At 43.9% G+C, this 25,213-nt stretch carries 23 protein-coding genes; 12 read left to right on the forward strand and 11 right to left on the reverse strand.

Annotated elements, in window-relative coordinates:
- Nucleotides 1-59: 59 nt before the first annotated feature.
- From gcvH to MUY27_RS00785, 6 genes are all read left to right on the forward strand, one after another.
- Nucleotides 60-440, forward strand: coding sequence for a glycine cleavage system protein GcvH (gcvH, locus tag MUY27_RS00760; protein WP_245128051.1), 381 nt, complete (start codon nt 60-62; stop codon nt 438-440).
- Entirely contained in the window at nt 441-818 is a 378-nt protein-coding gene (locus MUY27_RS00765; RefSeq protein ID WP_245128052.1) for a VanZ family protein, read from the forward strand. It begins immediately after the preceding gene.
- Between the two features lie 235 nt (nt 819-1,053).
- Nucleotides 1,054-3,888, forward strand: a complete 2,835-nt coding sequence (locus MUY27_RS00770) for an outer membrane beta-barrel protein (protein WP_245128053.1) — start codon at nt 1,054-1,056, stop codon at nt 3,886-3,888.
- A gap of 87 nt (nt 3,889-3,975) precedes the next feature.
- On the forward strand, nt 3,976-4,191 hold the full coding sequence (locus tag MUY27_RS00775; RefSeq protein WP_245128641.1) for a FeoA family protein: 216 nt from the start codon (nt 3,976-3,978) through the stop codon (nt 4,189-4,191).
- A gap of 12 nt (nt 4,192-4,203) precedes the next feature.
- Complete coding sequence (feoB, locus tag MUY27_RS00780; protein WP_245128054.1) at nt 4,204-6,318, forward strand: ferrous iron transport protein B; 2,115 nt, start codon at nt 4,204-4,206, stop codon at nt 6,316-6,318.
- Nucleotides 6,319-6,546: 228 nt separating this feature from the next.
- The gene (locus MUY27_RS00785; protein ID WP_245128055.1) at nt 6,547-7,164 is read left to right on the forward strand and encodes a SprT-like domain-containing protein; all 618 of its coding nucleotides are present in this window, start codon (nt 6,547-6,549) and stop codon (nt 7,162-7,164) included.
- Nucleotides 7,165-7,255: 91 nt separating this feature from the next.
- Here MUY27_RS00785 and MUY27_RS00790 read toward each other — a convergent pair whose 3' ends face one another.
- The 5 genes from MUY27_RS00790 to MUY27_RS00810 form a co-directional block, all read right to left on the reverse strand.
- On the reverse strand, nt 7,256-8,923 hold the full coding sequence (locus MUY27_RS00790; RefSeq protein WP_245128056.1) for an IPT/TIG domain-containing protein: 1,668 nt from the start codon (nt 8,921-8,923) through the stop codon (nt 7,256-7,258).
- 12 nt (nt 8,924-8,935) lie between these two features.
- A complete protein-coding gene (locus MUY27_RS00795) occupies nt 8,936-9,685 on the reverse strand; it encodes a hypothetical protein (protein WP_245128057.1) in 750 nt (249 codons plus the stop codon).
- A gap of 174 nt (nt 9,686-9,859) precedes the next feature.
- The gene (locus MUY27_RS00800) at nt 9,860-10,336 is read right to left on the reverse strand and encodes an Lrp/AsnC family transcriptional regulator (protein WP_245128058.1); all 477 of its coding nucleotides are present in this window, start codon (nt 10,334-10,336) and stop codon (nt 9,860-9,862) included.
- Nucleotides 10,337-10,442: 106 nt separating this feature from the next.
- On the reverse strand, nt 10,443-11,303 hold the full coding sequence (locus MUY27_RS00805) for a sigma-70 family RNA polymerase sigma factor (RefSeq protein ID WP_245128059.1): 861 nt from the start codon (nt 11,301-11,303) through the stop codon (nt 10,443-10,445).
- A gap of 2 nt (nt 11,304-11,305) precedes the next feature.
- Entirely contained in the window at nt 11,306-12,475 is a 1,170-nt protein-coding gene (locus tag MUY27_RS00810) for a DUF1015 family protein (RefSeq protein WP_245128060.1), read from the reverse strand.
- A 507-nt stretch (nt 12,476-12,982) separates the two neighbouring features.
- Between MUY27_RS00810 and pckA the strand changes: the two genes are divergently transcribed.
- On the forward strand, nt 12,983-14,536 hold the full coding sequence (gene pckA / locus MUY27_RS00815) for a phosphoenolpyruvate carboxykinase (ATP) (RefSeq protein ID WP_245128061.1): 1,554 nt from the start codon (nt 12,983-12,985) through the stop codon (nt 14,534-14,536).
- A 281-nt stretch (nt 14,537-14,817) separates the two neighbouring features.
- Here pckA and MUY27_RS00820 read toward each other — a convergent pair whose 3' ends face one another.
- The 3 genes from MUY27_RS00820 to pdhA all read right to left on the reverse strand — a co-directional run bounded on the left by MUY27_RS00820 (nt 14,818) and on the right by pdhA (nt 19,291).
- Entirely contained in the window at nt 14,818-16,509 is a 1,692-nt protein-coding gene (locus tag MUY27_RS00820; protein ID WP_245128062.1) for a DUF262 domain-containing protein, read from the reverse strand.
- A 75-nt stretch (nt 16,510-16,584) separates the two neighbouring features.
- Nucleotides 16,585-18,258: a pyruvate dehydrogenase complex dihydrolipoamide acetyltransferase gene (locus tag MUY27_RS00825; RefSeq protein WP_245128063.1), complete on the reverse strand. Its 1,674-nt coding sequence runs from the start codon at nt 18,256-18,258 to the stop codon at nt 16,585-16,587.
- 37 nt (nt 18,259-18,295) lie between these two features.
- A complete protein-coding gene (pdhA, locus tag MUY27_RS00830; RefSeq protein WP_245128064.1) occupies nt 18,296-19,291 on the reverse strand; it encodes a pyruvate dehydrogenase (acetyl-transferring) E1 component subunit alpha in 996 nt (331 codons plus the stop codon).
- Between the two features lie 298 nt (nt 19,292-19,589).
- On the opposite strand from pdhA, the gene MUY27_RS00835 reads away from it, so the two are divergent.
- Both MUY27_RS00835 and MUY27_RS00840 read left to right on the forward strand, forming a co-directional pair.
- Nucleotides 19,590-20,159: a C40 family peptidase gene (locus MUY27_RS00835; protein ID WP_245128065.1), complete on the forward strand. Its 570-nt coding sequence runs from the start codon at nt 19,590-19,592 to the stop codon at nt 20,157-20,159.
- A 56-nt stretch (nt 20,160-20,215) separates the two neighbouring features.
- Entirely contained in the window at nt 20,216-21,370 is a 1,155-nt protein-coding gene (locus MUY27_RS00840; RefSeq protein ID WP_245128066.1) for a CapA family protein, read from the forward strand.
- Between the two features lie 6 nt (nt 21,371-21,376).
- Here MUY27_RS00840 and MUY27_RS00845 read toward each other — a convergent pair whose 3' ends face one another.
- A complete protein-coding gene (locus MUY27_RS00845; protein WP_245128067.1) occupies nt 21,377-21,565 on the reverse strand; it encodes a hypothetical protein in 189 nt (62 codons plus the stop codon).
- A gap of 63 nt (nt 21,566-21,628) precedes the next feature.
- On the opposite strand from MUY27_RS00845, the gene MUY27_RS00850 reads away from it, so the two are divergent.
- From MUY27_RS00850 to MUY27_RS00860, 3 genes are read left to right on the forward strand one after another with little or no spacing between them, the layout of a single operon-like run.
- Nucleotides 21,629-22,570, forward strand: coding sequence for an SPFH domain-containing protein (locus MUY27_RS00850; protein WP_245128068.1), 942 nt, complete (start codon nt 21,629-21,631; stop codon nt 22,568-22,570).
- 47 nt (nt 22,571-22,617) lie between these two features.
- A complete protein-coding gene (locus tag MUY27_RS00855) occupies nt 22,618-23,163 on the forward strand; it encodes a DUF922 domain-containing protein (protein WP_245128069.1) in 546 nt (181 codons plus the stop codon).
- A 25-nt stretch (nt 23,164-23,188) separates the two neighbouring features.
- Nucleotides 23,189-23,638 carry a hypothetical protein gene (locus tag MUY27_RS00860; RefSeq protein ID WP_245128070.1) on the forward strand — a complete coding sequence of 150 codons (450 nt, stop codon included), beginning with the start codon at nt 23,189-23,191 and terminating at the stop codon, nt 23,636-23,638.
- A 1-nt stretch (nt 23,639) separates the two neighbouring features.
- Here the strand turns inward: MUY27_RS00860 and MUY27_RS00865 are convergent, their stop codons facing one another.
- Both MUY27_RS00865 and MUY27_RS00870 read right to left on the reverse strand, forming a co-directional pair.
- Nucleotides 23,640-24,233 carry a hypothetical protein gene (locus MUY27_RS00865; RefSeq protein WP_245128071.1) on the reverse strand — a complete coding sequence of 198 codons (594 nt, stop codon included), beginning with the start codon at nt 24,231-24,233 and terminating at the stop codon, nt 23,640-23,642.
- A gap of 117 nt (nt 24,234-24,350) precedes the next feature.
- Nucleotides 24,351-25,193, reverse strand: a complete 843-nt coding sequence (locus tag MUY27_RS00870) for an isoaspartyl peptidase/L-asparaginase (RefSeq protein WP_245128072.1) — start codon at nt 25,191-25,193, stop codon at nt 24,351-24,353.
- Nucleotides 25,194-25,213 lie beyond the last annotated feature (20 nt).

The following is a 25,213-nucleotide window of genomic DNA, read 5'->3' on the forward strand; positions in this document are numbered from 1 at the left end:
TTAAAATCACTTATGCCTTACGCAAAAAGTTGTTATTTTTGGCGCATAAAACAAGCAACATGAATTTTCCGGCAGAATTAAAGTACACTAAAGATCACGAATGGATCCGTGTAGAAGGCGACCAGGCTGTTATCGGCATCACAGACTTTGCCCAGCGCGAACTTGGTGACATCGTTTATCTAGACATTACCTCATTAGACAGCCCTGTAAGCAAGGAAGAAGTTTTTGGAACAGTAGAAGCAGTTAAAACTGTTTCAGACCTGTTTATGCCGGTTAGCGGTACTGTTCTTGAAGTGAACAAAGCCCTCGATTCACAGCCAGAGCTGGTGAACACCGATCCTTATGGCGAAGGCTGGATGGTTAAAATTTCTATTGATTCTGCAGACGATATTAACAGTTTGCTTTCTGCCGACGAGTATAAGGCACTGGTAGGCGCCTAAATGAAGCAACTGAAACAGCAACGGTTGACCATCCTTTGGTCTGTACTGGTATTGGTGTTATGTAATATGCCGATGGGAAGCGTTAGCGAATCGCCGATGTTCTTCCCCGGCTTTGACAAACTGGTGCATTGCGGTTTCTTTTTTGTTTTCGTGGTACTGGCTATCAATGGCTATGTACGAGCGGGCCATACCCTGGATATTAAAAGCGCTTTGGCGCTTTTTTTTATATCTGTTGCTTTTGGTGGCGCGGTAGAGTTACTGCAGTTGTATGTTTTTACCTGGCGCGATGGCAATTGGGCAGATCTTTTTGCAGATGCGGTAGGCGCCGGAATGGCAACTTTTAGTATATTGGTTACGTATTACGCAGTAAAAAAATGAAGATCAAAGTTTGCCTGGTGTTAGTGATGTGTGCAGGTCTTTCGTCGTGCGGTATTTTTAAAAAGAGCTGTAACTGCCCCCATTTCGGCCTCAATACAAAAAAAGCACCGATTGCTGCAACGCAGCGCGTTTAATCACGTCTTATCTGTATAACTAATTTTTTCGTTAAAAAGTGTTAAATGCTTTTTTAACTAAGATTTTAGTTCGATATTTAACCCTATCTTCACATACAGATATGACTAAACACTTACTCCTTATTACCTTTTTACTTCTTTCGCTGCTTCGACCGCAGCAGCTATTTGCCCAGAAATTTAACGGAACCGTACACGCCGAGCTGATTGATCAGAAAAAACAGCCCGTAGAATATGCCACCGTTTCTGTTGTTAACGCTGCAGATTCCATAGTTGTTAAAAGCGGCATTACCGGTAAACGCGGCGACATTGAGTTTACCGGACTGCCTATCGGGAAATATCGGCTGGTGGCTTCGCAACTTGGCCTGAAAACGCTTTCGCACCCATTCGAGCTAACTGCCGACCATAAAGCTTTTAATACCGGGACATTGATGATGGAACCAGAAGTGCGCAGCCTGAAACAGGTAGATGTAACTGCACAGAAAGCGCCAGTAACGGTAAAAAAAGATACGGTGGAATTTAACGCGGCTTCTTTTAAAACCCAGCCTAATGATAACGTAGAACAGCTATTAAAAAAGCTGCCGGGTGTAGATGTGGATAAAGACGGTAAAATTACCGCGCAGGGGCAGCAGGTAACCAAAGTATTGGTAGATGGTAAGGAGTTTTTTGGGAATGACCCTAAAGCTGCTACAAAGAATCTGCCTGCTGATGCTATTGCCAAGGTGCAGGTAATTGACGATAAAACCGAACGCGCAAAAAATACGGGTATCGACGACGGGCAGCGCGAGAAGGTGATGAATCTAACGTTGAAAGAAGACAAGAAGAGCGGCTGGTTTGGTAATGCTTCGGCGGCAGGCGGCAACAGCGATCGTTACCTGGGGCAGTTTAACCTCAATCATTTCGACAGGAAAAAGCAGTTCTCGGCTTTGTTCTTAAGCAACAACGTCAACGAATCGGGCTTTACCATGGAAGACCTGCAGAACTTTACTGGGGGCGATATCTTCAGCGCCTTTGGTTCATCTACCGGAGGTATATCTATTAATGTTAGCGCTAACGGCAGGGCTAATATTAACGGCGCTTTTAGCGGCGTCAACGGTGGATTGATTACCAACCACACCGGCGGGCTGAACTATTCAGACTCCTGGGGCAAAAAAGATCAGTTTAAGTTTAATGCCAACATGGTGTCGATATTATCCTCAAATAACCTGGTAGAAACAGATAACATACAGGACCCCGCATTGAGCCAGTTTGTAAACCAAAGTAAAACCGGCACCAACAAGTATAACAGCTACCGGCTGAACATGAATATGGAATACAAAATGGACAGCCTGACTACTTTTCGGTTGAAACCTTCCCTTTCCACTTCGTATCAAAACAATAACAACATTTCAGGCTATGCCACTACCGGTACTGATAATGCTTTGCGGAACCAGGGTAGCCAGGCCCTGCTGCAAACACTGCATAAGCCAAATGTAGGTGGGCAGTTTACCGTGAACCGCAAGTTTGCTAATGGCAAAGGCTCAATTAACTTTTTTACGCAGGATAACTTTGCCGTGTACCGGAACAAGTATACCAACCAGTCGCGGTTAAGGCTATATCCAACCAATGGCACGCCTACAGATAGCTTGTCTAACCTGCAAACCGGGCAGGATAACAACGGCGTAACCAGCAACAGCACGCTATCATGGATCACCCGCCTGAGCAAACGCCGTAAGCTGAACATGACCTTTAGCCAGAACTTTCGCTATCAGAACGATAACGCCAACCAAAGCACGCTGGATTATAACAACGTAACCGGCAAGTATGAAATACTGGCGCCCAATTACAGCGGCGAGTTTGACAATACCAACTGGCGTTACTCTTCATCGGTTGGGTTAAATAAAACAGCTGATAAGTACACTGCCAACCTGAATGCAGAACTGGCTGATGTTGGGCTGAAGGGCACTTTCAATGGTGTAAACCAAAGTTCGGTAAGCAGAGATTCGTGGGCATTTGTACCTAACGCCAGTTTTTCCTACCGCCCTAAAAACGGGCTGAACGTTTACCTGTCGGCCCGGTCTGACGTAAACATGCCTTCTATAAATGACCTGCAACCGGTATTAAATACATCTAACACGACTTATAAACGCATTGGCAATCCGGATCTGACGATGTCGCGTAATGTAGATTTTAGCATTAACATCAACAGCTTCGATTTTAAAAGCAATAGCTACTTTGGCCTTTACGGAGGATATACAAGAACCTGGAACGGCTTTTCTACCGAAAGTTATGTAGATAATGCGGGTATTACTACCTCGAGGCCAATCAATACCGACGGTAATTTTAACTCATATTTAGGGCTGAACATCGGTAAACCTACTAAAATTAAGGGACTGCGGTTCAACTTAGGGTTCAATGGCAGCATCAACAAAAACGTCAATTATATTAACCGCAACAAAAATGAAGTTACTCGTATTACGCCCAGCGTAAATGCCGGCGGCAGTTACGATCTGGATAAATTCTCCATAGGCCTGCGCGGTTATATCAGCTATAACAATGCAAAAAACTCATTCCAACATGTGGCAGACCAGCAGTATTATTCCTATAACAATAACTTTAATGTGAGCGTAAGGCCATTTAAAAACTGGCGCCTTTACGGCGATCTTACCCAGAGCCTTTACCGTGGTAAACCGGCCAGCTCAAATCAATCAATCTATTTGCTTAACGCAGGTTTGGAGCGCTATTTCCTGAAGTCGCAGAACTTGACCTTAGCACTTACCGGTTTCGATATTTTAAACCAGAATGCAGGTCTGCAACGCAATATTTCCAACACCGGGCAAATTACCAACAGCCTTACGAATACCATCGGGCAGTACTTTTATATGAAACTCACTTATAAGATCAGCAAGGTAGGTGCGCCTAAAAACGGGGCGGGCAACGGGATTGTCATCGTGCGTTAATATTTGTTTTAACCGCCTGAAAAAATGTATCGTTCTTATTTGGATTTATTTTAAATAAGCGATACATTTGTTCTGTTAAACATGAATATGAAGCTTTCGCAACTTAAAGTCGGAAAAAAAGGCATTGTAAAAGGGTTTACTGACCTGGAAATGTCTGTTAAGTTGATGGAGATGGGCTGCCTGCCCGGTGAAGAAGTTACGGTTGAAAGAGTTGCCCCCCTGGGCGATCCTATCGCCATCAATGTATCGGGTTACCAGTTAAGTTTACGTAAACGCGAAGCTTCCACTATCATCTTATTGTAGGGACTACAGAAGTTGAAAGCTGATATAAGAGTTGCATTAGTTGGTAATCCAAACACCGGTAAATCTACCCTTTTTAACGCCCTTACGGGCTTAAATCAAAAGATAGGAAACTTCCCGGGGGTGACTGTCGATAAAAAGACAGGCTTTTGCGACTTGCCCGACGGCCGGAAAGCCGAAATCATAGATCTTCCCGGAACGTACAGCTTATATCCGAAAAGCAAGGATGAATCCATTGTTTTTTCTGTACTTGCCGATCAAACCAATACCGCCCGCCCCGATCTTGTAGTTATTATTCTTGACGCTTCTAACCTGAAACGGAACCTGCTTTTATACACGCAGGTTGCCGATCTTAAGATTCCGGTTGTGGTTGCGCTAAATATGATGGACCTGGCCACCCGTTCTGGAATTACCATTGATATTGATGCCTTCGCTAAAAAGCTGAATGTACCTGTTGTTCCAATTTCGGCCAGAAAACTTCAGGGGATAGACCAACTGAAGCAAACCATTTCATACGCCAATAAGCTTTCGCTACAGGAAGATACCATTGATGTACGATCACTTGCGCCGCAGCTGATTGCCCAGATAGGCGAAGAGATGCGGGTGGATAACCCTTATTATGCCCTTCAGCTGGCGCATCAGCACGAACATCTCACTTTCCTGACGCCGCAACAGAGCGACCGCATTGAAGAACTGGAGCAGGTACACGCTTTCCATTCGCAAAAAGCGCAGGCTGCTGAAACCATTGCCCGTTATAACTTTATTAACGATCTGCTGTATGATACGGTAACCAAAAAGGAAACCGCGCACGAAGAAAGCTGGAGCAACCGGATTGATAAAGTTTTAACGCATAAGGTATTCGGCTTTGTGATTTTCTTCGCTATCCTGATGTTTATGTTCCAGGCTATCTTTGCCTGGTCGGCCTACCCGATGGAGCTGATCGAAAGCCTTTTTGTTTGGCTGGAAGCTACCGTGAAGAATATACTGCCGGCAGGCCCACTTACCAGTTTACTCGCCGATGGTATACTGGCCGGTTTAAGCGGGGTAATGGTTTTCATCCCGCAGATTGCTATCCTGTTTGCTTTTATTTCTATCCTGGAAGATACCGGCTACATGGCCCGCGTTACCTTCATGATGGATAAGCTGATGCGGAAGGTAGGACTGAACGGAAAATCCGTCGTGCCGCTAATTGGCGGTTTTGCCTGTGCCGTTCCTTCTATCATGAGCACCCGCACCATTGAGAACTGGAAAGACCGGATGATCACCATTATGGTAACGCCCTTGGTTACCTGTTCAGCACGGTTGCCGGTTTATACTTTATTAATTGCGCTAGTGGTTCCGCACCGCACGGTATGGGGAGTATTTAACCTGCAGGGGCTCGCGCTGACAGGTATGTACCTGCTTAGCCTGGTATCGGCCATCGTGGTAGCTTTTGTGTTGAAATATATCCTAAAAGCCCGCGACCGCGGTTATTTTATTATGGAATTGCCGGTTTACCGTATGCCGCGTTGGAACAACGTCGCGCTGACGATGTACGACCGTGCCAAGGCTTTTGTGATCCAGGCCGGAAAGATAATCATCAGTGTTTCTATTATCCTCTGGGTACTGGCTTCTTACGGCCCCGGTAACCGTTTTGAACAGATTGACCAAAAATACCAGCAACCACAATATACTAAAACGTTGAAGCCCGATGAACTGGACCGCCGCATTGCTTCTGAAAAGTTGGAAAACTCTTATGCAGGTGTTTTAGGCCACACGATTGAGCCAGCCATACGCCCCCTGGGTTACGACTGGAAGATTGGCATCGCGCTGATCACTTCTTTTTTTGCGCGCGAAGTATTTGTCGGTACCATGGCGACCATTTACAGCGTGGATGGCGATGCAGATCGCATTGACTCTGTAGAGCAAAAAATGCATAATGCCCGCAACAGCGAAACCGGCCAGCCTGCGTTTACACTGGCCGTAGCCCTGTCGCTCATGATGTTCTATGCTTTTGCTATGCAATGCGCCAGCACCGTTGCCGTTGTTTACCGCGAAACCAAAGACTGGCGCTGGCCCGCAGCCCAATTTGCCTACATGACCGTTCTGGCTTACTCCATTGCCTTTATTACCTACCAGGTGCTTAAATAATCTCTTCGAAGATTTGTCAGGTTTTTGAACTGGTCAGCAATTTACCCATACCTTCTGAAGAGTGCTTTTAAGCCCTTTTCCTTAGGAGAAGGGTGGGGATGAGGTCCTGTTTGTATTTATGGCAACTCACTTAAATAAATTACAACGTGCGGTTTTGCCGTTGCATTTAGCAGTCCGTCTTTTTCCTTTCATGCTAAATCTTTTTATATTTGGTATAGAAGGTACCCCTTGAATAAGATAAAGATTTTGGAGAAGTACATGCCGCCTGCGGCAGCTCCCCTGATTGCGCGTTGGATTGATTATTTTAAGTGCGAGTTTAAGATTTCCCGTAACCGGAATACTAAATTCGGCGACTATCGTCCGCCTTTTGACGGTAAGGGCCACCGTATCTCTGTTAATTACGACCTTAATCCATATGCTTTCCTGGTAACCACCGTGCACGAGTTCGCACACCTTTACACCTGGAACCAGCATAAGCATAAAGCGAAACCCCACGGCACGGAGTGGAAGCAGAATTTCAAGAAAATGATGCAGCCATTCTTCGATCAGCAGGTATTTCCGACAGATATCAAACACGCCATTATCAGCTATCTGGATAACCCGGCAGCCTCCAGTTGTTCAGACCTTAATTTATACCGCTCGCTACGAAAGTATGACGCGCCTAAAGAAGCTGTTTCAACCGTAGAGCATTTACCCATGAATGCTGTATTTAAGCTGAAGGACGGCCGCGTGTTTAAGAAAGGCGAGCAGCTGCGCAAACGATTTAAATGCGTGGAGATCAGCACCCGTCGTGTTTATCTTTTCAGCCCTGTTGCAGAAGTAGAGTTACTGAAAGAAACTGCCTAGCTGTTACAGAAACAGGATATATTTAGTGGATAAATAAAAATGCCCCGAACGGCAATAAGCATCCGGGGCATTTCTTTATATGCACTGCAAATTAATTCGTGGCAGTAAAATTGGTATCGTTTACGATGGTTTGCCCATTTGCAGAAACACTGATTTTCATAGCTCCTGCATTAAGATTAGACGGCACCATTACTTTAATAGTATTATCTGTCACACTAATGATATTTGCCTGCACAGACCCGAATCGGACTACAACATTATAGGTACTTGTGCCAAATCCATTCCCGTTGATCGTCACTACGGTACCGGCTACTCCGGAAGTAGGCGCGAACGAATCAAAAGAAGGTCCTATTACGGTAAAAGTACCGGGAGCCTGCATCGTCTGTCCGTTGTTTTGGACTGATATTTTAACATTTCCGGCATCGAGTCCATATGGAACGTAGGTTTTAAGACTGGTACCTGACGTGGCTTGTGCCCCTGTAGATACGGAACCGAAATTAATGTTATAGTATTGCCCTACTATAAAATTCCCTGAAATATTAACCTCTTTACCATAAGAGCCAGATGATGGTGAAAAGCCCGTAACCGATTGTTGCGCTACGGTGATCTTTAAAGGGAATGCGATGGTACTTGGACCAACTTTCAAAGAAAATGTATAATCTCCCGAAGGTATATTTGACGGCACCTGAAAATATAAAGTGTTGCTGCTGGATGAGTTCGGCGTCAGGGTATAATTACCCAGAGTAGCGGTCACACCGGTAAGGCTAACAGGTAAATTATTACCGGTAATGGTCAACTGCCCACCGGCTATCACCGGCGAAGGCGAGATGGAGTTTATTGTTGGCGCTACCACTGTAAACTGTCCGGGCAGTGCGGTAGTTACTCCATTCACAATTACAGATACAGGTACCTGATCCGTGGTGATTGTGGCTGGTACCGTAGCCTGAAGTGTAGAGTTATACAGGATGCTCCCCTCAATCTGGCCAAATAAAACCCTGATGTTTCCTCCGTAATAGTAGTTTGGCAAGTTGTCTCCTGTAAAGGTAATTACGGAACCTATCGCGCCGCTTTTAGGCGTAAAATCTTTAATATTCGCCAGGATGGTGAAGCCGGAAGGCGTGTAAACACTCTGGGTTCCGATTTTAACCTGGACAGATAATGTGGCGCCATGAGTTGCGCTGATACCTGCAGGTACTTCTACTACTATTTTACTATCGGCGGTCTGTACCACTTTAGCATTCACATTAGAAAAAGTAACCGATATCTGATTAGCTGGCGTACCAAAAAACTGTCCGTTGATAGTTATCTGATCACCTACCTTACCGCTCTGCGGGCTTACACTGGTAATAGTGATGCTTGGTAACATAAATGCGGTTGCCCTTCCATATACCGTCCCTTTTTCGTTCTTTAAATAAGCTCTTACGTAAAGCGTACTTTGGGAACTACTTGATAACACGTTAATATTCGTAACATCCTTTGTAAAAGAGCCGGCGGGCGCATCAGCACCCATAGAAACCTTCGTACCGTTACTTTCATCAACGTTAGAATATATACCGTAAACGAAACCATAATCCAGTACTTTGTAGTTTCCGGTTGCCAGAATATTTCCGGTAAAAGTTACCCGCGTTGGTGAGGACGGTTTTGCATCAAGCGTCTGCACCATCGGGTCTTCTTCCTTCTCCTTTTTACAGCCCCCTATGGTTACAGCAGCAACTATCAACAGCGCAATTGCGCAAAACCTTGTGAAATGTTTTCTCATTGTGATGCCTTTTTAGAAAGTGTAACCTATGCGGATTCCGTTAAGGAGAGTCGGCCCGAAATTAACGGAAGAGCTACGACCAGCGTTAGAATTGGTGGATGGAATATTGGTAGCCGTTTGCGTTATCTCGACATTTTTCCAATCGGTTTTGGATAAGGTGAAGTTTAACTCATAGCCGAAAAAGAAGTGCTTGGCAATATAGAAATCAAACCCTGTGAAAACGCTCGCTCCATAACGTGTATAGGCAGCCTGCTGAACAGCCGAGTAAACTACGTTACCCGATACTGTAGAGACGTACCAGCCATTTTTTACCGTGGTTGAAGAACTGTTATTGTCTGTTTGCTGACTTGCAGAACGGCTTGAATAGGTAAGATCCAGACCAATGTAAGGCGACAGTCTGCGAGTACCGGTAAAATGCTTTTCGATACCGGCGTTCAATGCAAATTGCGTGCTCTTTCTGTCATCGCGTGAAAAATAGCCGTTGGGGCCGTAAGGGTTGTTTACACTTGCAACGGTGTCTTTTCGATTTACATTGAATCCGAAGCGAAGGGCTACATCGTTTTTAACAAAATAACGCAGCTTAATCTGATTTAAAGAGTTGTTCAGATTAACCTGACCATTAAAAGGGTTAACATTGAGCTCGGTAGAGATTCTTTTTTCCTGGGGCTTTAAAGCCTCTTGCTCGGTGCCAACTGTTGTGGTTTGGGCATAGCCTGCTAATGTGGCAAAAATGCCAATTGCGACAAGTAAGGTTGATTTCATTTAAATAAAGAATAGAAAATTTGCGCGAAAATAATAAAAATCATCATCCTGCGTTTAGTGCTGCTAAATATTAGGCAAAGAAAACAGCCTGGAGCATTTGCTCCAGGCTGTTTTCTTTTGTTTTGTATAATGGCCTGATTAGGGCAAAATTACTAGCCAGCAAAATTTGATGGTTTACTTAGTTCCTATCAAGGGAAATGCGGTTTCGCGTTTGGTTTCTTTCAACACAAACGTAGTTTGTACCGATCCAAGAGGGACTACTTTAAAAACCTTATTCACCAGGAAGTCGTGATAGGTATCCAGATCCTTAACGGCCACACGCAAAATAAAATCATACTCTCCGGACATCTGGTAGCATTCCAGCACCTCGTCAAAACGGGCCATTTGTTCTACAAAAATGCAGAGCGCTTCATTAGAATGGTCTTTTAACTGTATGTGTGTAAAGGCCATTAAGCCCCGGTCGACTTTTTTATGATCCAATACAGCTACGTAACCTTTAATATAGCCCTGTTCCTGCAAACGTTTAATTCGCTCGTAGATAGGCGTAGCTGTTTTGTTCAGTCTTTCGCCTATTTCTTTGTTCGTTAGCCGTGCATTCTGCTGAAGCAATTGCAAAATTTGCAAGTCCGTTTGGTCAAGCTTGCTGAGCATTTAATTCTTCTTAAGGGTTTATATTGGTATTGGGCAAAGTAGGTAAAATGCCGTAAATAGTACAAAAATATTTAAGCCTAACCAATAACTGATGCCAAAGCGGCTGTTAATTTTCCCAGAAGAAAGAGCGCCGCGTACTGGTTAGGGTTCTTAATCGCTTTAACGCATTGGAACGCAACTGTCTTACTCTTTCCGCGGTGATACCCAGCATTTCCCCTACCTGGTCTGGCTGCATGGCTGCACGTTCGCCCAAACCAAACGTCAGTTCGATCACCTCTTTCTCCCTCGGGGTTAACTGGTCTAATAATTTATGCAATTCGGTGTGGCGGTCACATTCCACTATTTGCCGTTCTATCAGATGATCGGTGCACGGTAGTACATCTATCAATGATTGCTTTTGGTCTGTCCCATAGGGCATGTCATAGCTATCCGTACGGCCGCTGTTGCGCAACAGACTCCTCAGTTTATCTTCTTTCAGGTGCAGCTCTTCGGCTATTTCAAAAAGCTCGGGTTCGCGGCCGGTCAGTTGCTCAAAAGTTGTTTTGCAGCGGTTAATGCTGGTGAGGGTATTGATCTGGTTTGCAGGAAGGCGGATCATCCGGGTTTGTTCTGCAATGGCAAAAGTGATGGCCTGGCGTATCCACCATACCGCGAAGGAGATAAATTTAAAACCTTTGGTTTCGTCGAAACGCTCGGCTGCCTTCAGTAATCCACTGTTGCCTTCGCTGATCAGATCGCTTAGGGTGAGGCCTTTATTTTGATACTTTTTCGCTACAGAGATCACAAAGCGCAAGTTGCTCTTCACCAATTTTTCCAGCGCTGCGCGGTCGCCTGCTTTAATCTTCCTGGCCAGCATCACTTCTTCATCCCCGCTGATCAATCGTACTTTATTAATTTCATTAAAATAACGTTCTACCACGTGCGATTCTACCGTAGTGATCCGCTCAGTAATCTGGATGTTTCTCATGATTAAAACTTATACATTAATAAACCAAAAGGAAGACGCGGTTCTGCCCAGGTAGAATCGGGCGGCATCAGGTTATCGGTATAGGCAACCGAGATAAGTTGGTTCACACTGACCGGGTGGAGTGTAAAACCGATTGCAGATGGCTCCTGCTCCAGAAGCGTTGCCAGTCTTTCCATTGCGTTAGCGCCGCCTACAATTATCAGTTGATGGTTGGCATTGGTATCGTTTAGCCCTAAAGCCGGACGCAACACGAACTTATGCAACAGGTTAGGATCAACCCGGTCAATCAAATTTGGCGAAAATATAATTTCCTCGTTGGCGATCAGCTCGTACCAATCACCACCCAGGCACATGCCGAAATGGTGTTTTTGCGACGGTACTACCGGTTTATTATTCGCAGAAGGAATGATTTTGAAACTTTTTCTGATGATAGTAATCAACTGATCACGATCGATGGTCTTATCAGGGCGAAACAGGCAATAACATTTCTGACTCTTCAATTCCCCAGCGCAGACATACATACTCAGAAAGCAATCGGCGAGGTTTTCCTTACTACTGATTTCCTGTGCTTTTTTTGCCTGCATAGCCATCTCTACGGCTGCCATGCGATGATGGCCTTCGGCCAGATAAACAGTGCCTAATTTCTTGAAAGCATCCTGCAATTCCTCAATCAGGACTTCATCTGTCACCTCCCATAGCTGATGCAGTTTCTCACCTTCGGTATAAATCAATGGCAAAACAGACGCTGCTTTTATACCGCAAATGAGTTGATGGATAGCTTCATCGGGTTGGTAAGCCAATAGCACAGGTCTATCTTCCGTTGCTGCCCTGCAACGGGCTTGATATGCCGCTGATTCTTTTTCTTTTAAGGTATACTCGTGTTTTTTAATCCTGCTCTGCTGCAGATCAGAACAGCAGGTCAATGCGATGACCCCGGTTATCGACTGACCATCGATATCCGTTTCATAAAGGTATAAGGCGTTTTGTTCTGCTTCAAAAAGGCTTCTGCTTTTTAGGAGTGTGTGCAGATCCTGATGTCCTGCCACATCGGAATCAGTTTCTGCTGTTTTATGAAACGCATACTGCGGCTGATGTAAACTTTCTGCCCCGATGAGTGCCTCTACTTCCTTTAGCTGGGGCCTGATTGCCTTAAATGCTTTGATCGTCGCCATAGAAAACTATTATTAAATAAAATCAGTTCAAAGCCAAAGAACAGCTCGCCCCGGCCCTGTTTTTACCGGCGCACGCAAGCTTTATTTAATTGGGGTATTACTGATTATAATTGGTTAATAACAAAGCTCCCGAATGGTAGAATGAAATGCTATAGTAAGCCTGAAGTTTAGTGTTTTAATCTATAATATGGCGAGATGTAGAATGTTATTCTAATATACATTCCTCCTGGTAGGCTATTTTGGAAAATAAGTTTATGATTACAACTAGAGGCTGTACCGGATACACTATCTAATCGCTTCTTTTTTTATCGCGAAGTTTACTGCTCACGACTAAAATATTTTCAATTGAGCCCTTTAGGCTTTACTTGCTATTTCAATAGGTTTGGAACAGCTACTGCCTCCATAGCTATATTTTGGCAGTTAAAATACACTAAGCCATGTATTAGAAACAGGTAGCAGGCTAAGACCAATTGTATTAAACAGACATTTTGCAATACTTGACAGCGTATGAATGAGACAATAATTCAACAGCCTGATCTGGCGTATTTAGGTTTTCAGGAAGGACGGAAATTTTACTACCAACAGGAACCGGATGAACTGATTCAACTGGTGGTTGATCTTGGCGAGGGCGAGTTGGATCCGAACGGACTTTTAAATGTTGATACCGGGGAATTTACCGGGCGTTCACCTAAAGACCGTTTTATTGTCCGCGATGAGTTGACTGATGCTAAAGTATGGTGGGGCGAAGTGAACCGGCCGTTTGATCCTGCTGCTTTTGACCGTCTTCAAGCAAAGCTTATCAATTATCTTCAAGATAGAACCTTTTTTGTAAGAGATGCACTAGCTTGCGCCGATGTTCGGCATCAATTATCGGTTAGGGTAATTACAGAAACGGCTTACCAGAATTTGTTCGCCTATAACCTGTTCCTGCGCCCGACAAGCCCTATAGATCAACCAGAGTGGACCATCATTGCCGCACCGGGATTTTATGCAGATGCAAAAGAAGATCAGACGCGCCAGCATAACTTCTGTATTATTAATTTCACAAAACAAACCATCCTGATCGGCGGGACAGGTTATACCGGCGAAATCAAGAAGGCCATATTTTCGGCGCTGAATTTCCTGCTTCCACAAAAGGGGATACTACCCATGCACTGCTCCGCTAATAGCGGAAATGACGGTAAAACGGCCGTCTTTTTTGGTCTCTCCGGAACTGGTAAGACTACCTTATCAGCAGACGCCGGGCGAATGCTGATCGGTGATGATGAGCACGGATGGGATGAAAACGGTATTTTTAATTTCGAGGGCGGCTGCTATGCGAAAACGGCGTATCTAAGTCCTGAAAAGGAACCTTTGATCTACGCAGCGCTACGCCCGGGGGCGTTACTGGAAAACGTGTGTCTGCATGAGGATAGCGGCGTGGCGAACTTCGATAATTTAAGCAAGACCGAAAATACACGTGTTTCTTATCCCTTACATTTTGTAGCTAACGCGGTGATTCCTTCGGTTGGGACAATACCTGAGAATATTTTCTTTTTAAGCTGTGACGCTTTTGGTGTATTGCCGCCGATTGCGCGTTTAACACACGAACAGGCACTGTACTATTTTATGCTGGGCTATACGGCTAAAGTTGCCGGGACAGAATTTGGTATTAACGAGCCGCAGGCCACCTTTTCGGCTTGTTTTGGCCAGGCATTTTTGCCTTTGCCACCAAAAAGCTATGCCGACCTGTTGAGTAAAAAGCTGAATGAAAGTAAAGCGAATGTATGGTTGGTAAATACCGGGTGGACCGGCGGCCCTTACGGCATCGGTGCAAGAATGAACCTGCCGGATACCCGTGCAATTATTAAAGCGGCTCTTAACGGCCAGCTTAACCATGATCGCTATGAATTACTCCGTCCTTTTAATCTGCAAATACCGGTGCATTGTCCGGGCGTATCGTCCTACATTCTTAACCCGGTTAACACCTGGAGCACGCCCGCTGCTTACCGGCAGCAGGCAGAGAAGCTTAAAGGATTATTTAATGAGAAAATAGTTAGCCTTAATGGGGGAACGCGGTAAATAGCTGATAGGATTTTTTCAGTTTGTACATTCCCATTTAAACCGCGTTATTGTTGAAAAGATAAAAAGGGGTACAGTTTTATTAAACTATAGCCCCTTTTCGATGGTTAGTTTCTAAAGAGCTCCCACTCTGAGAACTGGATAATGCTGGCTGTTTGTACTACTGTGACGTTTAACCAGTAATAGGCGTGTAAGGTGGAATTACTAAAAGTATACGTTTTCTTAAGGAACCTGGACGAGAGAGATTTGCTTTTTTATAACCAAGATTAATTTTCAAAACTTCAGATTTTCCATACACTTGTTGCCAATTTGGCTAAATAAGCTTGTCTGTGCTTTACAGAATTTGGAGACCAGCTATTATAGTTAATTTTGTTGGTCAACACGTATTTACTGTCTTTATAAATCTCCTTTTTAGTATCAAAGTTATTATCAGCAGCGTGCTTGTTATTTTTTGAAGTCTCCAAAAGCGTTAAATTACCGAGTAGATATATATTTCTTTCGTAATCATCTTCAGTAAATACTTCACGCCACGGCTCGGAAAAACTCTCAGGAAGAATATGTTCTATCGTTCCAGAATCAAGTTCGAAATCATATAAATTACCACTTTCTTGCGCTTCAAGTTTGTATAAAGTATATCTTACTTGCTTTTTATCTGTACTGTTATTTGTTCTAAATTGTTTTATTTGAAAGTAATTTTTAAACTCATCATCATTCAGGTACAATGCTTTTATATCATTTAACGCTAATGTATAATTAGGCTGATTACTTTTATAAAGATTAATACCTGCTCTGCTATAGATCTTCTCCATTTCATTTGTCTGCAGTTTAGCTATCAAATTATATCGATATGAAATTACAACAATAGAACAAATTAATTTTTTAAAATCTGTGCTTGGCAATTTCTCGTAGGCAACCATTGCTAACGGCTTCCATTGAGTAACCCGAAAAATCTTTAAAGCAGTTATATAACCTCTTAACTCTTTATCAGTTGACCATATTTCATCATCGGGTGCTCCTAGCGCTGTATATGTATATGCATATGATTCTAAATGATCTAATAGCTCGAAAACATCTTGATTAGTTTTAGCATATTGTTTTACAACTTTAAAAAGGGACTCCTTTGTTACCATTTGTTTAGTGCCCTGTAAATAGTATCTTAAAAAAATAGGAAACTCCTTAAGTCCAATTGTATCGATAATCTTTTTCCATTGGTTCTTCACATGATTTAAATCTGTTGAACTTTTTGCTACTAACGAGAATAGAAAATTTTTCAAAAGGTCGGTTGAAGTTAATTCTACTCCTCTCGAGTTTAGCGTTTCAAAAACAGTGTAGGCATTAAGTTCATCTTCCACGGTAATTTGTATAAACATCAAAAGATCGCCGATTACCTTATTTAAAACATTAGCGAGTTGTTCGCCAGAATAGTTCTCATATTCTTTTTGTATGTTTCTTAGAAAGAAACCATAGGACTCCCACATCAATTTTTCGGAGTCTGATAGCTTTGCGACATTGATAGGTGGTTTGAAAGCTAACAACCTTTGCTGATAAAACCCATCATTGTTTTCATTTAGGAAGATTTTGCTTGAATATCTTAAAGAGGCAGGATCCTTTTGCCCAATATACTGACGCATTAAAATGTTAACCCTTTCTTGATTGGCTTCAACGTCTATTCCCAAGTCAGCTAGTTCCTGTATTCTAGCTATAAATGCTAAGGTTAATATACTTAGGGTTGTAAAACGTTGTTGGCCATCTATTATTAAAAATTGCTTTTCTCCGGTATCTTGTAGAACTACAGAACCCATATAATGTGGATTTCCTGTGTTTTTCACAATTGATATATCATTCCACAAGTCTTCCCAATTGTCTCTGCTCCAAGAATAATCTCTTTGAAATTGCGGCACTTTATAAATTTTACCGTTTCCTAATACCTCGTTTAGATTAACAGTTTTGGTATCAAGTAAATTGGAAGCCATATCTTAATATAGGTTTAAAAAATGCAAAAAGGCGATGATGTTCACCGCCTTGCTAAAATAAGATTTTTACTAAGATCAGATCAGTAATCTGACAGGTTCTTCTAACAGTGATTTTAATGTTTGCAGGAATGAAGCTGCTGTCGCACCGTCAACCACGCGGTGGTCGGCGCTTAGGGTTACCTTCATTACATTGCCCGGAACTACCGCTCCGTTTTTAACTACAGGTACCTGCTGGATACCGCTAACGGCAAGGATACAAGCATCTGGCGGGTTAATAATTGCGGTGAACTCGTCTACACCGAACATACCCAGGTTAGAGATGGTAAAGGTTGAACCTTCCCAATCTGACGGCTGTAGCTTTTTGTCTTTCGCTTTTTTAGCAAACTCTTTTACCTCAACAGAAATGTGGCTTAAAGTTTTGCTGTCTGCAAATCGAACAACCGGTACTAACAGACCTTCGTCTACCGCTACCGCCACACCAATGTTTACGTGCTCGTTATAACGGATCTTATCGCCTAACCATGATGAGTTAATTGCAGGGTGCTGTTTCAATGCTACAGCACAAGCTTTCACTACAAAATCGTTAAAGGAGATCTTAACCGGCGCAACTTCGTTGATCTTATTACGTGCGGCTACCGCAGCATCCATATCGATAGACATGGTTACGTAGAAGTGTGGTGCAGTGAACAAGCTTTCAGAAAGGCGTTTAGCAATCACTTTACGCATCTGCGTAACCGGTTTCTCAGTGAATTTTACCTCGCCGACAACTTGCGGTAAGCTGATTGACGGAGCCGCTTTTGCAGCACCTTCTTTAGCTTTCGCACTTGTTGCCTCTTCTGCCTGTACATCAGCAGTAGAAGCCGATTTAGCAGACGGTGTGAAGCCTTCCACGTCTTTCTTTACAATACGGCCGCCTTCTGCACTGCCTTTAACATCGTTTAAGTTGATGCCTTTTTCTTTAGCAATCTTGCGGGCTAAAGGAGAAGCTTTAACGCGGCTGTCATCTTCAGATGCCCCTTCTGCCGGTGCAGCTTCTGCTTTCGCAGCCTCTGGCTGTGCTTCCGCTTGTGCCGGTGCAGCAGCCTGCGCCGGTGCAGAGCCACCTTGCAATAAAGGCGTAACGTCTGTTCCTTCTTTGCCTACAATGGCAATAATATCGTTTACTTTGGCAGCTTCGCCTTCTTTTACACCGATATAAAGCAGGGTGCCTTCTTCATAACCCACTACTTCCATGGTTGCTTTATCAGTTTCCACGTCGGCTAATGAATCATCAGATTTTACTTTATCACCTACTTTGAAGTTCCATTTCTGGATAACACCCTCGGTCATGGTGTCGCTCAGTAAAGGCATACGGATCACCGCAGCAGGGATGCTGGCTGGATCAACCGCCGGAGCGGCTTGCGCTTGCGGCGCAGCAGATGCCTGTGCTGCAGGGGCTGCTTCCTGCTTTTGTTCAGCGGCAGGGGCAGCAGTGTCGCCTTCTGCTTCCAAAGCAGCTTTATAATCTTCGCCTTCGTTACCTAAAACAGCAATTACGCTATCTACAGGCGCGGCTTTACCTTCTTCAATACCTATGTATAATAAAGTACCATCCTGAAAGGATTCAAAATCCATCGTGGCTTTATCGGTTTCAACCTCGGCTAATAAATCGCCTGATTTTACCTTATCACCAACTTTTTTATGCCATTTTGCAATAACACCTTCAGTCATGGTGTCACTCATTTTAGGCATTTTTACTACTTCGGCCATAGTGTGTGGAGATGATTAATTTAATGTTTTAAATGGGTTAGTCTCTGATATAAGGATAATCTTGCTGAACGTAAACATCGTCATACAGTTCAGAAGGATCAGGCCAAGGCGACTCTTCAGAGAATTTCACCGCTTCATCAACCTGTGCTTTTATTTTCGCTTCAATCTCCTCAAACCATTTATCGTCAGCATAACCTTGTTTAACAATGGTTTGTTTGGTAATTTCAATCGGGTCTTTTGCTTTGTAGCTTTCTACCTCTTCTTTGGTGCGGTACTTCTGAGGGTCAGACATGGAGTGACCTTTATAACGGTAAGTACGCATTTCAAGGAAAGTAGGCCCATCGCCGCGGCGCGCACGGTCAACCGCTTCGTTCATGGCAGTATGTACCGCAACCGGGTCCATACCATCTACTGCTGAAGAAGGAATACCGTAAGGTAAGCCTAATTTGTAAATATCAGTTTCTATGGTAGTACGCTCTACAGAAGTACCCATTGCGTAACCATTGTTCTCACAAACAAAGATTACGGGCAGTTTCCATAAGCTGGCCATGTTAAAGGTTTCGTTCAGCGCACCCTGGCGTACAGCGCCATCACCCATATAGGTAACGCATACGGCGTCTGTACCGTTGAACTTTTCGGCAAATGCAATACCTGCACCCAGCGGGATCTGGCCGCCTACGATACCATGGCCACCAAAGAACTTGTTTTCTTTGTCGAACATGTGCATAGAACCGCCTTTGCCTTTAGAGCATCCGGTTACTTTACCATACATCTCTGCCATTACAGCATTCGGGTGTGTACCTTTAGCTATAGCGTGTGCGTGGTCGCGGTATGCAGTGATCATGCTGTCCTCTTTTTTAAGAACAGACATCGCACCTGCTAACACGGCTTCCTGGCCGATATATAAATGGCAAAATCCTCTGATTTTTTGTTGGCCGTAAAGCTGTCCGGTTTTTTCTTCGAACTTGCGCATTAACAGCATAGACTCGTACCACTGCAGGTAGGTATCTTTTGTAATTTCGATTGAACTCATCTGTTATACAATCCGTTTCTTTTTTGCGAAAGCGCAAATCTAATTATATCCGGCAAAAAAAGGAAACCGCAATACATTTGTTATGTAATAATAATTACAAAGGCATGATACAGCTAAAAAGCTTGCTTTAAATGACATAGGTTATATTAACTGAAAATATATGTAAATTAATTAAAAAAATATTTTCTTTCACTATTGCTATGTTTGTGGAAAAATCTAACTTTGTAGGCAACAATAGACAAAGTGTCTTGTTTAATAAACAGTTGTTGTTTTAAGACCCTAACAGACTAAGGATTAAATGAAGAAATTTTTACTGGCTATTGCCCTGTTTGTAAGTGTATTGAATGTGCAAGCGCAAACAAAAAGTGTTCCTAATCAGCAAGTTGAGAAACCAAACGACGAAGAACAAAGCTTAGCAAAAGATTATTTTTCGCAGGTAATGGGCGTTGCGCTCTCTGCTACTTCTAACGTAAAATTGTTCCAGTTTGTTTATGACTGGATAGGTACTCCATACCGTTTTGGGGGAAGTTCTAAAAAAGGGATCGATTGTTCGGCCTTTACTAAAGAACTTTATACCAAGGTATTTAACCTGACGATCAAAAGAAATTCGCGCGATATTTTTAGTATGGTGAATCCGGTAAGCAAGGATGAACTGAAAGAAGGCGACTTGGTTTTCTTTAAAATTCATAGCCGCAGCATATCGCACGTAGGGATCTATCTGGGCGATGGCCGCTTTGCGCATGCTTCTATGAAGGGTGTAGCGGTAAGTAACCTGGATGACGCTTATTACAGCCGTTACTTTTATAAAGGCGGACGCTTGCTGGATGTTTTTAAAGAACAACTGGAAAAAACAGGCGACGTTCAATAATAGATAAATACAGCATTTACGATCCCTTCAGTAATACTGAGGGGATTTTTTTTAGGATGAAATTTTTAAAATTACTTCAATTCGTTGTTGTCGGGCTTTGCTGGATTGGATGCCAGCACCAATTACCGCCAGTACAGCATAAAAATGATGTGGGGTTAACAGTGGTGGCGCCTGTTGTTACAGCTCCCGCAGACGAGCTGAAGATTGTTGCAGTAGGCGACATGATGCTGGGTACCTCTTACCCGGATAGCAGCGCATTGCCACCCGATAGTGCTGTTAACAGTTTCAATGCTGCCGTAAAAGAACTGCAAAGCGCCGACGTAACATTCGGCAACCTGGAGGGAACCCTGCTGAATGAAGGTGAGCCAGCAAGTTTTAAATTACATCAGCGCAGTAAGGCTTATCTGTTCCGGATGCCAGAAGCATACGGGAAAATACTTAGCAACGCCGGGTTCGACCTACTGAGCCTGGGCAATAACCATAGCAATGATTTTGATCTGAAAGGCCGGAAGAGTACCGCACGTGTACTTGATTCTTGCGGTATTGCTTATGCAGGCCTGTTGTCTTGCCCGGTAACTACAATCGAGCGGAATGGTATTACTTATGGCTTCTGTGCTTTCTCTCCAAACAGTACAACCGTTTCATTGCTTAATCTTAAACATGCGGCAGAATTGATCAGTAGTTTAAAGCAGCGTTGCGATATCGTGATCGTTTCTTTCCACGGCGGTGGCGAGGGAGTAGATTTTGAACATGTAACCCGGATGCCAGAGTCTTATTTTGGCGAACCACGCGGTGATGTGTACGCTTTTGCACATGCAGCCGTCGACGCCGGTGCTGATCTGGTATTCGGTAATGGCCCTCATGTGAACCGGGGAATGGAGTTGTATAAAAACAGGTTGATTGCTTACAGCCTGGGTAACTTTTGCACCTATAAAAGCGTAAGTATAGCAGGTATTTGCGGGTTGGCCCCGCTGCTAAAAGTGAGCATTAATAAAAATGGTGAATTTGCCGGTGGACAGATCATCTCGTTTAAGCAAGACCATCAGTTGGGGTTGCGTTTAGATGCCGCTAATAAAGCGGCACTGCGAATAAAGCAACTGACGGAAACCGATTTTCCGGATGGGGGCTTAAATATCAGTGATGAAGGAGTGATCAGTCGGAAAACTGAACAAATGGCGGGTACTCCCCCGGCGAATACGACAGAGGAGTAACCTTATTTATTTTGCATTATCAGTGGTATTTCTGACCAGGCCGATGCCCGAGAAGAAAAAGATGATGGCAATAATGCCGACGGTGATCAGGGTGGTAAAATTACCTGAATGTTGTATTACACCCAGGCCAGTGTAGATTAAGCCGACGATACCCAGGATAGTAAGTATGGCTCCGAAAGTGCGTTTTAAGTTCATGATAATTGTTTTAAATTGAGTAATTTAACAACAGATTTTAACGGTATTTAATAATACGATATAATGAGTCCAGCCGGCATATTGTTTTACATAGCACTAATAATTATTGTAGTTATTCTGTTCTCAACCGCGGTAACTATTAAACAGGGAACGGTTGGCGTGATTACTGTTTTTGGAAAGTACCGCCGGATTATCCATCCGGGGTTGAATTTTAAAATACCGATCATTGAACAGCTTTATAGCCGCATATCCATACAAAACCGCTCCGTCGAACTGGAATTCCAGGCAGTAACTATCGATCAGGCCAATGTATATTTTAAGGCCATGCTGCTATACTCTGTATTTGACCAAAGCGAGGAGATGATCAAAAACGTTGCCTTTAAGTTTGTGGACGAACGTAACCTGATGCAGGCCCTGGTGCGGACTGTCGAAGGTTCTATCCGGGCTTTTGTGGCGACCAAACGCCAATCTGACGTATTGGTGCTGCGTCGCGACATTGTGGAGCATGTAAAGGAACAAATAGACCAGATCTTAGAAAGCTGGGGCTACCATCTGCAAGACCTCCAATTAAATGATATCACCTTCGACGAAGCCATTATGAAATCGATGAGCCAAGTGGTGGCATCTAATAACCTGAAAGCAGCGGCTGAGAATGAAGGCCAGGCATTACTGATCACCAAAACAAAAGCTGCCGAGGCGGAAGGTAACGCGATAAAAATTGCCGCCGAAGCAGAACGACAGGCGTCGCAGTTACGTGGACAGGGTGTAGCGCTTTTCCGCGAAGAAGTAGCTAAAGGTATGACTATGGCTGCCAAAGAAATGTCCCAAGCAAACATGGATACCTCCGTGATCTTGTTCACTATGTGGACGGAAGCCATCAAACATTTTTCTGAAAACTCTAAAGGAAACGTGATCTTCCTGGATGGCTCGCCGGATTCGATGCAGCATACCATGAAAGAGATGATGAGCTTAAACCTTTTGCACCCGGACCAAGTCAAAAAATAGATTCTTTAAACTATAGATGAAGAAACTTTTTTACTCCTGATTAATATATGAACCCCCGAAAAGTGCGTGTGATCTGTGCGGTTGCCCTATGCCTTGGTATTTTTAGTGCCAAAGCGCAGTATCATTTATTAAACACCAGTGATTTTCAAGGACGGCCAGACTGTTCGGGCAATGTTGCCTATACCAATTGTACCATCGATTTTAGCTATCAGCCCACTCCGGCTAACGGCTTTTACCATCTGGACTTTCGCATTAAAGTAGTAGTGAATAAAGACCGCTCGTGGATAGATAAGTCGCGCATTACCAGCGGGCAGATGCTCGATGAAATTTTAAAGCATGAACAGGGCCATTATACACTGGCTTTTTTAATGCAGCAGGAAATGTTACGCGTTTTCGCAAATACCCGCTTCGGTAGTAATTATGAACAGCAGGTAAATACTATATTTGGTGCGCTTAAAAATAAATACCACCAGCTGAACAACGATTACGATGAAGATACTAACCACTCTATCGACCGGAAACAGCAGAACAGTTGGGATTTATATTTCAGGCAGCAGATTGGCCAGTACACACGTGTGGCCATGAACAACTAACCAAGATAGCCAGTTTTATAAGCCGATGAACGCCCGCAAATATTTTTGCTTACTGTTAGCCTTTTCTATATATATCCCTGTTGCCATGGCGCAGCAGGAAGATAAACCGCAATATGTAGACGGAGTAAAAATAGACCGCTTCGGGAGCAATATCAACTCCTCCGAAATTGCCTATGTGGAAAACAAGCCTAACGGCATTTTCATTCACACCCGTTTAGGTGTCCGGCGGCAATACTGGGGTTACCTCAGAAAAAAATCTGATGCTTATCGTAAAATTGCGCCTAACGTGCTTGATGATAGCAATATCCAGTACATTGTAAATAACGTTCCGTTAAATAGCGGCTATGAGCGCATTTTGGCGGGCATTACCAACCGTAATTTCATAGGCTTGCAGGTGATAGACGAACGGATGCTAAACCGCGCTTTTAATATTTACGGGAAGCAATACGGCGTGCTGATCCGCACCAAAAGATAGGTTATTCTACCGGGTTCTGTTTAGTTGCAATGGCATTGCTGGCGTAGCGCAGCTCGGTACAGGTAGAAACAATGCGGTTCTGCTGAATGGCCTGTAGTTTCTTTTCCACAAAAACCAATTCTATCAGCCAGCCGCGACTGGCAGCAATGTCCCGGGCTTCAAATAAATCCTGTTGTGCCAGCGTAAAATCGCCGATAAAAGACTTAATCTCCGCCAGTCGGGTAAGATTATGAATAGTTAACTTATCGTTATTTTGCTGCCGGGAAAGCATGTTGCTTTGCAGAAAAAACCATTTAGCTTCAGACATCCGCTTTTGTTGCACATAAAACTGCGCCAATTGACTGAAGTTGTAGCTCGCGGTATTAAATACCCTGTAACGCATGTTATGCTGGGCCATATGCATTACATAGTGCTCGGTAAGGTTCTGGCTGTACGCGCTTGGGGTAACTTCGGGATGCCTGGGGATAAACTTTGCGAATGCAGGCGTTTTAAACTGATAGCTACTGCTTATGCTTGCTTCCGGTAATAACGGTAGACGTTCATGCTTTTTAAAGCTGATCCACTGCGCTGACGCACTAAAGCCACACGTTGTCAAAAAAACAAGTAGCGCTATCCTCATATACTTTGCCTGGATTAATCGAATTAATTATTACGCAAATTTATGATATAAGTTGCATGCAACGCTATCATACCCAGGTAAAGTTAACTTATTTTATTCGAAAACTTGTGGTGCGCCGTCGTGCAATGCCCATACCATATACGGATGAGTGTCAGCATAATACATCTCGCCTTTAGCTGTAATGCCAATGATGCCGCAGAACCCATCAAAAGGCTTTAACTCATCCAGGGTTTTTTTTGTAGCCGAAGAAAGCGGCAAGCCATCGGTTACCCTGGTTACAATTTTGGTTGCTACAGATCCGCTGACGATATCTTCGCCCACCCCTGTGCAAGAAATACCGGCATATTCGTTGGCGTAATTCCCTGCTGTAGTGGCAGAATCGCTCACGCGCCCCGGCATTTCAAAACCTTTACCACCGGTAGAAGTAGCTGCTGCCAGGTTACCATAAACATCCAGCGCGACACAACCTACGGTGCCCTGCCGGATAGAGTCGCTTAGTTTCTTTTCATATTCGTGTCTGCGCTGCGGCGTTTCGGGGTTATACCAGGCAAAACCCTGTTCACGTGCATAGTCCTGCGCACGTGTCCCGCTCAGCACGCGGTCATCCACACTCAACAGCTTTTCTGCTACGCAGATTGGGTTTTTTACATGTTCGATGTTAATTACCCCGGCAAACTTTTGCGTTTTACCGTCCATTACGGCGGCGCTCATGCGGATATGGCCGTCGCTCTGTATTTGCGAGCCGGTGCCCGCGTTAAACAGGTCGCAGTTTTCCAGCAAGTGAACCGTGTATACTACCGTTTCCGTAGCCGTATGGGTTTCCAGGTATTTATACCCGGCCTCGACAATATGCAGTAACGCCTCTTGTTTTGCCTTCTTTACTTCCTGGTTGGTACCGGACTCGCTGAAGAATCCGCCGTGAATAATTAATTTCATATCACCCCTCCTTAATCCTC

Source organism: Mucilaginibacter straminoryzae (genome assembly GCF_022953055.1).
GTDB classification, from domain to species: domain Bacteria; phylum Bacteroidota; class Bacteroidia; order Sphingobacteriales; family Sphingobacteriaceae; genus Mucilaginibacter; species Mucilaginibacter straminoryzae.